The sequence below is a fragment of the Streptomyces pseudogriseolus genome, from assembly GCA_002154585.1.
Taxonomy (GTDB): Bacteria; Actinomycetota; Actinomycetes; order Streptomycetales; family Streptomycetaceae; genus Streptomyces; species Streptomyces pseudogriseolus.
In genome coordinates this window covers 1-9,702 of the sequence record MUNG01000346.1, presented here as the reverse complement: position 1 = coordinate 9,702, position 9,702 = coordinate 1, and the positions used below count along the sequence as shown (strand labels likewise).

The 9,702-nt window shown below is 72.4% G+C and carries 9 protein-coding genes; 6 read left to right on the top strand and 3 right to left on the bottom strand.

Features of this window, described 5'->3' with window-relative positions; all coding sequences use genetic code 11:
- The coding region (locus CCN29_RS26810) for a carbohydrate ABC transporter permease (protein WP_442538502.1) at positions 1-936 on the bottom strand (936 nt) is incomplete at its 3' end.
- 4 nt (positions 937-940) lie between these two features.
- On the bottom strand, positions 941-1,867 hold the full coding sequence (locus CCN29_RS26805) for a carbohydrate ABC transporter permease (RefSeq protein ID WP_086685104.1): 927 nt from the start codon (positions 1,865-1,867) through the stop codon (positions 941-943).
- Positions 1,868-2,225: 358 nt separating this feature from the next.
- On the opposite strand from CCN29_RS26805, the gene CCN29_RS26800 reads away from it, so the two are divergent.
- The 4 genes from CCN29_RS26800 to CCN29_RS26785 all read left to right on the top strand — a co-directional run bounded on the left by CCN29_RS26800 (position 2,226) and on the right by CCN29_RS26785 (position 6,628).
- The gene (locus CCN29_RS26800; protein ID WP_189406108.1) at positions 2,226-3,218 is read left to right on the top strand and encodes a LacI family DNA-binding transcriptional regulator; all 993 of its coding nucleotides are present in this window, start codon (positions 2,226-2,228) and stop codon (positions 3,216-3,218) included.
- A 217-nt stretch (positions 3,219-3,435) separates the two neighbouring features.
- The gene (locus tag CCN29_RS26795) at positions 3,436-4,242 is read left to right on the top strand and encodes an SAM-dependent methyltransferase (RefSeq protein ID WP_006129789.1); all 807 of its coding nucleotides are present in this window, start codon (positions 3,436-3,438) and stop codon (positions 4,240-4,242) included.
- Positions 4,243-4,638: a VOC family protein gene (locus CCN29_RS26790; protein ID WP_006129788.1), complete on the top strand. Its 396-nt coding sequence runs from the start codon at positions 4,243-4,245 to the stop codon at positions 4,636-4,638.
- A 361-nt stretch (positions 4,639-4,999) separates the two neighbouring features.
- A complete protein-coding gene (locus CCN29_RS26785) occupies positions 5,000-6,628 on the top strand; it encodes a DEAD/DEAH box helicase (protein WP_086685101.1) in 1,629 nt (542 codons plus the stop codon).
- A 101-nt stretch (positions 6,629-6,729) separates the two neighbouring features.
- Here CCN29_RS26785 and CCN29_RS26780 read toward each other — a convergent pair whose 3' ends face one another.
- Positions 6,730-7,491: an SDR family oxidoreductase gene (locus CCN29_RS26780; RefSeq protein WP_086685098.1), complete on the bottom strand. Its 762-nt coding sequence runs from the start codon at positions 7,489-7,491 to the stop codon at positions 6,730-6,732.
- 178 nt (positions 7,492-7,669) lie between these two features.
- On the opposite strand from CCN29_RS26780, the gene CCN29_RS26775 reads away from it, so the two are divergent.
- Both CCN29_RS26775 and CCN29_RS26770 read left to right on the top strand, forming a co-directional pair.
- Positions 7,670-8,533, top strand: a complete 864-nt coding sequence (locus CCN29_RS26775; RefSeq protein WP_086685095.1) for a helix-turn-helix domain-containing protein — start codon at positions 7,670-7,672, stop codon at positions 8,531-8,533.
- Positions 8,534-8,668: 135 nt separating this feature from the next.
- Positions 8,669-9,433 (top strand): sulfite exporter TauE/SafE family protein, encoded by a 765-nt coding sequence (locus CCN29_RS26770; protein ID WP_031022898.1) that lies wholly within the window; start codon positions 8,669-8,671, stop codon positions 9,431-9,433.
- The last annotated feature ends 269 nt before the right edge of the window (positions 9,434-9,702 follow it).

The window sequence follows — 9,702 nt, the reverse complement described above, 5'->3', positions numbered from 1 at the left end:
GCGGAGACCGTCGGCGGCGAGGTGATCTTCAACCTGGTGATCACCGGTTCCCTCCTCACCATCCTGCCGCTCGTCGTCGCGTTCCTGTTCCTCCAGAAGTACTGGCAGTCGGGTCTCGCCGCCGACGGTCTCCGCCTGGGAGTTCCACGCGCTCAGGCCCAGGGTCAGCGGGTACCAGTCCGGGTCCTTGAGCATGATCAGCGGCAGGAAGTAGTTGTTCCAGGTGGCGACCGTGGTGAACAGCAGCACGGTCACGATGCCGGGCGCGAGCAGCGGCAGGGCGACGGTGAAGAAGGTCCGCGCCTCGCCCGCCCCGTCCATCCGGGCGGCCTCCAAAAGCTCCGTGGGGATCGCCTCGCTGGCGAAGACCCACATCAGGTAGAGCCCGAACGGCGACACCAGCGACGGCAGGACGACCGCCCATGGGGTGTCCGTCAGCCCCATCTTGCTGAACATCAGGAAGGTCGGGACGGCCAGCGCGGTGCCCGGCACCGCCACCGCGCCGATCACCGTGGCGAAGACGCCGCGCTTGCCGGGGAAGTCGAACTTCGCCAGCGCGTACCCGCCGAGCACCGCCAGCAGCGTCGCGCCCCCGGCGCCCAGCACCACGTACAGCAGGGTGTTGAGCAGCCAGCGGGTGAAGATGCCGTCGCCGTAGGTGAACGTGTCGCGGATGTTGTCCCACAGCGCGAAGTCGTCCGCGAACCACAGGCCGTTGGAGCTCGCCAGCCCCGACTGCGTCTTCGTGGCGTTGACGACCAGCCAGACCAGCGGGACGACCGTGTAGAGGACGACCAGCGAGGTCAGCACGGTCAGCAGCTTGCTGCGCCGGGGCCGGCCCGGGCGGTGCTCCTTGGCGCGCCGCAGTCGCGGCGCGCTCTTCGCCCCGCCGGGGGCCGTGGCGGCGGGTGCGGGGGTGGTGACGGGGGTGGTCATCGGGTCACGCTCCCTTGCGCATGCCGCGAAGCTGCACGACGTAGGCGACCACCATCGTGATCAGGCCCATGATGATGGCCACCGTCGCGGAGTAGTTGTGCTGCTGGCCGCTGAAGGACAGCGAGTACGTGTAGAAGTTCGGCGTGTAGTCCGTCGTGATGGCGTTGCGGGCCAGCGGACGCAGGATGTTCGGCTCGTTGAAGAGCTGGAAGCTGCCGATGATGGAGAAGATCGTCGCGATCACCATCGCGCCCCGGATGGCGGGAAGCTTGATCGCGGTGATCACGCGCCACTGGCTCGCACCGTCGATCTCGGCGGCCTCGTACAGGGAGTGCGGGACGACCCGCAGCGCCGAGTAGAAGATCAGCATGTTGTAGCCGACGAACTCCCACGTGACGATGTTGCCGATGGAGGCCAGCACCAGGTCGGCGGAGAGCGGGTCGGGCAGCGTCCAGCCGAAGGCGGAGTTGAAGTCCCCGACCAGGCCGTACTTGGTGCCGTACATGAAGCCCCACATCAGGGTGGCGACCACGGCGGGCACCGCGTACGGCAGGAAGATCGTGATACGGAAGAAGCTCTTCCCGTACAGCCGGCCGCTGTCCAGGGCGAGCGCCACCAGCAGGGCGATGCCCAGCATGATCGGCACCTGGATCACCAGGAACAGCGCGACCCGGCCCAGCGACGCCCAGAACAGCTCGTCCTTCAGCGCCTGCTGGTAGTTGTCCAGACCGACGAACGTGGTGCCGCCGATGAGCTGGTCGCGGAACAGGCTGAGGTAGACGGAGTAGGCGATCGGTGCGAGGAAGACGAGGGCGAACACGGCCGCGAACGGGCCGATGAACCCCCAGCCCTTCCACGAGCGCCGGTTCCGTCTCGCCGGAGGCGGGGCCGGCCGCGGCTCTGCGGCCGCCGGCGGTTGCAGCGTCGTCATGTCGTCCCTCGCTGTTCGGCGTTCCGGTAACCAGCGGCTCGGCACCCGGCACGGAGCCGGGCGGCAGGTCGCCCGGTGCGGATGTTTGCGTAAACATCACTCGGCGGAGAACCGCGCTGAGCTGTTATGTTTACGTAAACATTCGGTGGCGGCATGTCTACACTGCCCCGATGACGACGGTCAAGGGTCCTCCTGGAGACCGTGACAGGAGAGACAGGAAGACGGGGGGCGGCGCGTGGAGGCGGTCGACGACACGACGGTGAACCCGGGCGGCCCGACGGCCGCGGCGGCGGACGCCGGCCGGGGGACGGGCGCCCCCGCCCCGCGGCGCCGCGGCCGGGTGCGCGCCACCGCCTCCATGGCGGACGTGGCACGGCTCGCGGGGGTCTCGGCCCAGACCGTCTCCCGCGTCTCCAACGGCTATCCCGGCGTGACCGAGGAGACCCGCCGCCAGGTCCTCGCCGCGATGAAGGAACTCGGGTACCGGCCCAACAGCGCCGCCCGCGCCCTGAAACGCGGCGAGTTCCGCACCATCGGCGTCATCACCTTCACGCTCGCCACCACCGGCAACGTGCGCACCCTGGAGGCCATCGCCAACTCCGCCGCCCGCGAGGGCTACGCGGTGACGCTGCTGCCCGTCGCCGTGCCCACGCAGGACGAGGTGCGCGGCGCGTTCTCCCGCCTCGAGGAGCTCGCCGTCGACGCCGTGATCGTCATCATGGAGGTGCACCTCCTGGACGCGGCGACGGTCCAACTCCCGCCCCACGTACAGGTGGTGGTCGTCGACTCGGACGCCGGCGACCGGTACACCGTCGTCGACACCGACCAGCACGGCGGCACCCGCGCCGCCGTACGCCACCTCCTCGACCTCGGCCATCGCACCGTGTGGCATCTCGCCGGACCCGCCGACTCGTTCGCCGCGCAGCGCCGCACCGACGCCTGGCGCGCCGCGCTCACCGAGGCGGGGCGGGAGCTGCCGCCGCTGGTCCGCGGCGACTGGTCCGCGGAGTCCGGCTACCGGGCCGGCCTCGAACTCGCCGCCCGGGAGGACTGCACGGCCGTCTTCGCCGCCAACGACCAGATGGCGCTGGGGCTGTTGCGGGCCCTGCACGAACACGGCAGACGGGTGCCGGAGGACGTCAGCGTGGTCGGATTCGACGACATCCCCGAGGCGTCGTCGTTCCTGCCCCCGCTGACCACCCTGCACCAGGACTTCGCCGAGGTGGGGCGGCTGTGCGTGGAGGCGGTGCTGCGGAAGATGCGGCAGGAGGGTCCGGAGCGGGGCACGACGCTGGTGCCGGCGCGGCTGGTGCTGCGGGACAGCACGGCGCCGCCGCCGTCGAGGCGCTGAGGGGTGCGGCGCGTCGCCGCCGGAGGGACGCGGAGGTGTATGGCGCGTCGCCGTCGGAGGGGCGCCGAGGTGCACGGCGCGTCACCGTCCGGCGGATGCCGAGGTGCATGGCGCCGACGCGTCGACCGGTGAATCCGCACTGTCCGCACGGCCGTTGGTGTGCCAGACTCAAGATCGTCAGGGAGCGATCCGCCGTACTCACGGGAACGGACACGTCATGCCGACGGGCACACCCCCCACCCCGCCCCGGACCGACACCAGCAGGGCCCAGCCCGCGCGCGTCTACGACTGGCTGCTGGGCGGCAAGGACAACTACCCGGTCGACGAGGCCGTCGGGCGCAAACTCCCGCCCCAGGCGAAGGACGCCGCGCGGCAGAACCGCGCCTTCATGCACCGCGCCGCCGCGTGGCTCGCGGACCAGGGCGTCGACCAGTTCCTCGACATCGGCACCGGCATCCCCACCGAGCCGAACCTCCATCAGATAGTGCAGCGCGTGGTCCCCGAGGCGCGGATCGTGTACGTCGACAACGACCCGATCGTGCTGCGGCACGCGGAGGCGCTGCTCGTCAGCAGCCCCGAGGGCTCCACGGACTACGTCCAGGCCGACGTGCGTGACCCCGCCGCGATCCTGCGGCACGCCCGGGACGTCCTCGACTTCTCCCGCCCCGTCGCCCTGTCCCTGATCGCCCTCCTCCACTTCCTCCCCGACGACCAGGACCCGCAGGGCATCGTGCGGGAGCTGGTGGACGCGCTGGCGCCGGGCAGCCACCTCGTGCTGTCCCACGCCGCGTCCGACCTCCATGCCGACCTGGCCCGCCAGGTCACCGAGGAGTACGCGCGGGCCGGCATCCGCCTCGGCTTCCGCACCCGCGCCGAGGTCGCCCGCTTCTTCGACGGCCTCGACCTGGTCGAGCCCGGCCTGGTGACGGCCCCGGAGTGGTTCCGCGACGAACCGGCGCCCCCGGCGGAGGACAGCGGCATCTACGCGGGGGTGGCGCGGGTTCCGGCGGGCGGTGAGTCGTAAGTGGCGAGCAGATTCACCGAGCTGGTGGTCGACTGCCACGACCCGGAGCGGCTGGCGGCCTTCTGGTGCGCGGTCCTGGACTTCGAGGTGATCGACCGGACCGCGGACAAGGTCGAGATCGGCTCCTGGGAACCCACGGTGGAGGACGTCCGGGCCCGCCAGATGCCGCCCACCGTGGTCTTCATCCGGGTCCCCGAGGACAAGACGGTCAAGAACCGCCTCCACCTGGACGTCAGCCCGGTCGACCGCGGCACGGAGGCGGAGGTCGCACGCCTGCTGGCCCTCGGCGCGACACGGGTGGACGTGGGCCAGGGACCGGACCGCACCTGGACGGTGCTGGCCGACCCGGAGGGCAACGAGTTCGACGTGCTCCGGAGCCTGGCGCCGGGGGCGTGACGGGAGCGCGTGACAGCGCCCGGGGCACGCGTGACGCGCACCGGGCGGAGGGGAGGGCGACGCCCGTCACAGTGCTCCGGCGATCGCCGTGCTAGTGTCGATCTCTGTTGCAGTCGCGCGGTCATCGACCCGCGGAGCCGGAGGGACCGACACCGCGTAGGCACCGGCGCCTGCCGCGCAGCAAGATCTCACACGGATCACACGGAGAGGTGCACACTCCCGTCGCTGCTTCTCATGGGTCGCGCCCTCACCGGGCGGAACCGCCCCCGCGGCCCCACCCACCCAGGCTCGTTCTTGCAATTCCCCGTGTTCCATCGCGGCGGACATTCCTTGAGACGCGCCACATCAAGGAAGGTTCTCCGTGACACAGGCACGCGCGAACGATCGATCCGGCCGCAACCGCTCCGCCGGCAAGGGCGCCCCGAGGGGCGTCCGCCGCTCCGGCGCCGCGGGCGGCCGCGGCGGTGCGCCGCGCCAGGGACAGGGCAAGGGCAAGGGCGGCGCGGGCCGCAGGACCGTGACGTCGGGGGAGTTCGCCCTCCCCGAGACGATCACCCCCGCGCTTCCCGCGGTGGAGGCCTTCGAGGACCTCGGCCTGCCCGACGCGATGCTCGCCACCCTCGGCGTCGAAGGCGTCACCGCGCCGTTCCCCATCCAGGCGGCCACGCTGCCGAACTCCCTGGCCGGCCGGGACGTGCTCGGCCGGGGCCGCACCGGCTCCGGCAAGACCCTCGCCTTCGGCCTGCCGCTGCTCGCCCGTACGGCGGGCCGCCGTGCCGAGCCCCGCAAGCCGCTCGCCCTCGTCCTCGTCCCCACCCGGGAACTCGCCGGACAGGTCAACGACGCGCTGACCCCGTACGCCCGCTCCGTGCGGCTGCGGATCGCCACCGTCGTCGGCGGCCTGTCGATCGGCAAGCAGGCGTCCGCGCTGCGCGCCGGCGCCGAGGTCGTCGTCGCGACGCCGGGACGGCTGAAGGACCTGGTCGACCGGGGCGACTGCATACTCGACGAGGTCGCGATCACCGTGCTCGACGAGGCCGACCAGATGACCGACATGGGCTTCATGCCCCAGGTCACCCGGCTGCTCGACCAGGTGCGCCCCGACGGCCAGCGCCTGCTCTTCTCCGCCACGCTCGACCGCAACGTCGACCAGCTCGTCCGCCGCTACCTCAGCGACCCGGTGGTCCACTCCGTCGACCCGTCCGCGGGCGCGGTGACCACCATGGAGCACCACGTGCTCCACATCGACGACGCGGACAAGCGGCAGACGACCACGGAGATCGCGGCGCGCGACGGCCGGGTCATCATGTTCCTCGACACCAAGCACGCGGTGGACCGGCTGACCAAGCACCTGCTGAACAACGGCGTGCGCGCCGCCGGCCTGCACGGCGGCAAGTCGCAGCCGCAGCGGACGCGGACGCTCACCCAGTTCAAGGACGGTCACGTCACCGTGCTGGTGGCGACGAACGTCGCGGCGCGCGGCATCCACGTCGACGACCTCGGCCTGGTCGTCAACGTCGACCCGCCCGGCGACCCCAAGGACTACCTCCACCGCGGTGGCCGTACGGCCCGCGCCGGCGAGTCCGGCAGCGTGATCACCCTGGTCACGCGGGACCAGAGGCGCGACGTCAGCCGGCTGATGTCCCAGGCGGGCATCACCCCGCGCATCACGGAGGTACGGCCGGGCGACGACGAGCTGACCCGCATCACCGGCGCGCGGACGCCCTCCGGTGTCCCGGTCGTCATCACGGTGCCGGTCGTGGAACGCCCCCGGCGCACCGCCTCGGCCCCGTCCCGCAGCCGCAGCCGCCGCCGTGGAGCGCCGGGCCGGCAGGGACAGGCCCAGAGCGGCGCGGCCAAGGGCGGTACGACCAAGAGCGGCGCCCAGACCGCCCAGGACCGCGGCGCCGGCGGCCGCACCCGCCGCACCGACGAGGCGGCGCCGCGCCGTAAGCCGCGCACGAAGCCGTCGATGGACCGCGCGGCCTAGAACACCTGTTGACCGGGCGCCAAGCCGTCCGGTCCCCAACGGCGGTGGCCGGCACGACGCCGGCCACCGCCGTTTCGTGCACCCCCGGCGCCGCGCAGGGTTCAGCCCCTGCGGCCCGGCAGGTTGGCCAGGGCCTGCGAGCGCTGGGCGACCAGGTCGTCGTACGTACCGTCCCGCTCCGCCCAGCGGTGCATCTGGACGCCCTTGACGAGGATCTCGCGGGGCGTGGGCTCCTGCGCGAGGAGGTCCATGACCTCCGTGGCGAACTCGTCCAGCGGCAGCGCGTGCGGGTTCACCTTCTCCTGCCCGGCCGTCGCCACGGCCGGCGGCACCAGCTCGACGACGTCGACACCGGTGCCGGCGAGCTGCGCGCGCAGCGCCTCCGAGTAGGCGTGCACCCCCGCCTTCGAGGCCGCGTAGCTCGGCATGGGCGGGAACGGCAGGAAGGCGATGCCGGAGGTCACCGTGACGAAGGTGCCGGCGCCCCGCCCGATCAGATGCGGGGTGAACGCGTCGACGACCCGGATCGTGCCGAGCAGGTTGGTGTCGACCGTGGCCGCCGTCGCCTCGAAGTGCGTGGGGTCGCGCAGGTCCTCCATGCGCATGACGCCCGACATCGTGATCACGGTGTCCAGCCCGGGATACCGGGCGAGCACGGTGTCACGCGCCGCCGCGACGGAGGCGGCGTCGGTGACGTCGATGCGCACCGTCCCGAAGCCTTCCTCCGCCAGTCGCGCGAGGGCGTCCCCGTCGCGGCCGCCGACGACCACGGTGCTGCCGGCCGCGGCGAACCGCCGCGCCAGCTCCTGCCCGATGCCCGAGGTGCCACCGGCGATGAATACGGTGTGGTCGGAGAGTTTCACAAGAATGTCCCTTCGTGGCCGACGTGTTGTCCACGTTCTCGGCGTTCTCGGCGTTCTCGGCGTTCTCTGCTATCGGCCACGAGCCTCCACCGCATCCCGTGCGCGGGGCAGAGCCCCCGTTCTCCCTGGTCCTGACAGGACCCCCCTTCCGCCCGGCGCACCGCATTACGGTGGCCGCATGAAGGACGACGCTTCCGACAACCGGCTCGGCAGTTACCTTCGTGCCCGGCGTGAGCTGGTCACGCCGGAGCAGGCGGGCCTCCCGCCCGGCGGCAACCGACGCGTGTCCGGACTGCGCCGGGAGGAGGTCGCCCTGCTCGCCGGCATCAGCCCCGACTACTACCTGCGCCTCGAACGGGGCCGCGACAAGAACCCCTCACCCCAGGTCCTGATGTCCCTCGCGCGGGTCCTCCAGCTCGACGAGGTCGAACGCACCTACCTCCTCGGCCTCGCCGCGGCCCGCCCCAGGACGCCCCGCCGCAAGCGGCCCGAGCACGTGCCCGCGCGCGCCCACCAGCTGCTCGCGCACCTCCAGATCCCCGCCTTCGTGGAGGGACGCGCGTTCGACGTGCTGGCGTCGAACCCCATGGCCGTCGCGCTCTCCCCGCGCCTGCGCCCCGGCCGGAACCGGCTGCGCGACCTCCTCCTCGACCCCGAGGAGCGCGCCTTCCACCAGGACTGGCCGCAGGCGACCGCCGGCATCGTCGCCGCCCTCCGCACCACCATCGGCGACGACACCGACAACCCCCGCTTCGTCGAACTCGTCGGCGAACTCGCCCTCACCAGCGAACGCTTCCGCACCCTCTGGGCCCGCCACGACGTCCGCACCCTCGACGGAGGCACCGCCACCGTCCACCACCCCGTCGTCGGCGGCCTGCGCCTCCACCGCGACAAACTCCCCCTCGACGACGTCATCCTCGTCGTCTACTACCCGGACAAGGACAGCGACAGCGACGAGAAGCTGCGGCTCCTCGCCTCCTTCGCGGACGCCGGTTCCGCCGGCCCGGCGCAGGGCGGACGCGAGGACGCACGGCAGCCGTAGCCACATGGGGGAGGGCCGTCACCCTTCGGCGGGCGCCGAACCGACCGCCCGCTACCGTGCCCCCATGAGCGACCGTGCCCCCGTGAGCGTCTCCACGGCCCCCTTCCCCGGCCACCCTCCGGTACGAGGCCTGGCATGACCCCGCTCGAGATGCTCGCGGTGTTCGGCGCCGGTGTGGGGGCCGGGGCCCTGAACGCCGTGGTCGGGTCCGGCACACTCGTGACGTTCCCCGTGCTGCTCGCCGCCGGGCTGTCCCCGCTCACCGCCACCGTGTCCAACGCCCTCGGCCTCGTGCCCGGCGCCGTCAGCGGGGCCGTCGGATACCGCCGCGAGCTGGCCGGGCAGGGCCGCCGCGTCCGCAAGCTGGCCGTCGGGTCCGCGCTCGGCGGGATCACCGGCGCCGTACTGCTGCTCACCCTGCCCGCCGAGGCGTTCGAGACCGTCGTGCCCTGTCTGGTCGGGCTGGCCCTCGTCCTCGTCGCCCTCCAGCCGCTGATCAGCCGCGCGGTGCGGGAACGCCGGCCCGCGGACCGGCCCGCACGGCCGGACGGCGGGCGCCCGCTGTTCGCCGGGCTGACACTCGCCAGTGTGTACGGGGGCTACTTCGCCGCCGCGCAGGGAATCATCTACATCTCCCTGATGGGCCTGCTCCTCGACGAGCCGCTCCAGCGGCTCAACGCCGTCAAGAACGTCCTCGTCGCCGTCGTCAACACGGTCGCCGCCGTCTTCTTCCTCTTCGTCGCCGACTTCGACTGGACGGCCGTCGCCCTCGTCGCGGCCGGCTCCACCCTGGGCGGTCAGCTCGGCGCCGCGACGGGCCGCCGCTTCCGCCCCGCCGTGCTGCGGGTCCTCGTCGTCGCCGTCGGGACCGTCGCCCTCGTCCAGCTCGTCCTGCGCTGACCGGACAGGAGCGAGGCGGCGCGCGCCACCGGGGGCGCGCACACCCGTCGCACGGAAGGCTTCGTCACGCCCCTTGTCATCCGGGCGCGCCTGAAGTTCCATCTGGTTAGGAAACTTTCCTAACCATCCACCCGGACGGAGTCCCCCCACATGACACCGGCCCCCCACACGGCTTCAGCCTGTCCGAGAACAAAACCGACACCCCCTCCCACCCGGAGAGGGACGCTCCTTCTCGCGGCCCTCGCCGGCGCCCTGCTCCTCCTCCTGAC

What these genes read in the sequence shown, in the direction of transcription:
- CCN29_RS26805 (WP_086685104.1), bottom strand. Translation starts at nt 1,867, where the DNA reads ATGACGACGCTGCAACCGCCGGCGGCCGCAGAGCCGCGGCCGGCCCCG.
- CCN29_RS26800 (WP_189406108.1), top strand. Translation starts at nt 2,226, where the DNA reads ATGGCGGACGTGGCACGGCTCGCGGGGGTCTCGGCCCAGACCGTCTCC.
- CCN29_RS26795 (WP_006129789.1), top strand. Translation starts at nt 3,436, where the DNA reads ATGCCGACGGGCACACCCCCCACCCCGCCCCGGACCGACACCAGCAGG.
- CCN29_RS26775 (WP_086685095.1), top strand. Translation starts at nt 7,670, where the DNA reads ATGAAGGACGACGCTTCCGACAACCGGCTCGGCAGTTACCTTCGTGCC.
- CCN29_RS26770 (WP_031022898.1), top strand. Translation starts at nt 8,669, where the DNA reads ATGACCCCGCTCGAGATGCTCGCGGTGTTCGGCGCCGGTGTGGGGGCC.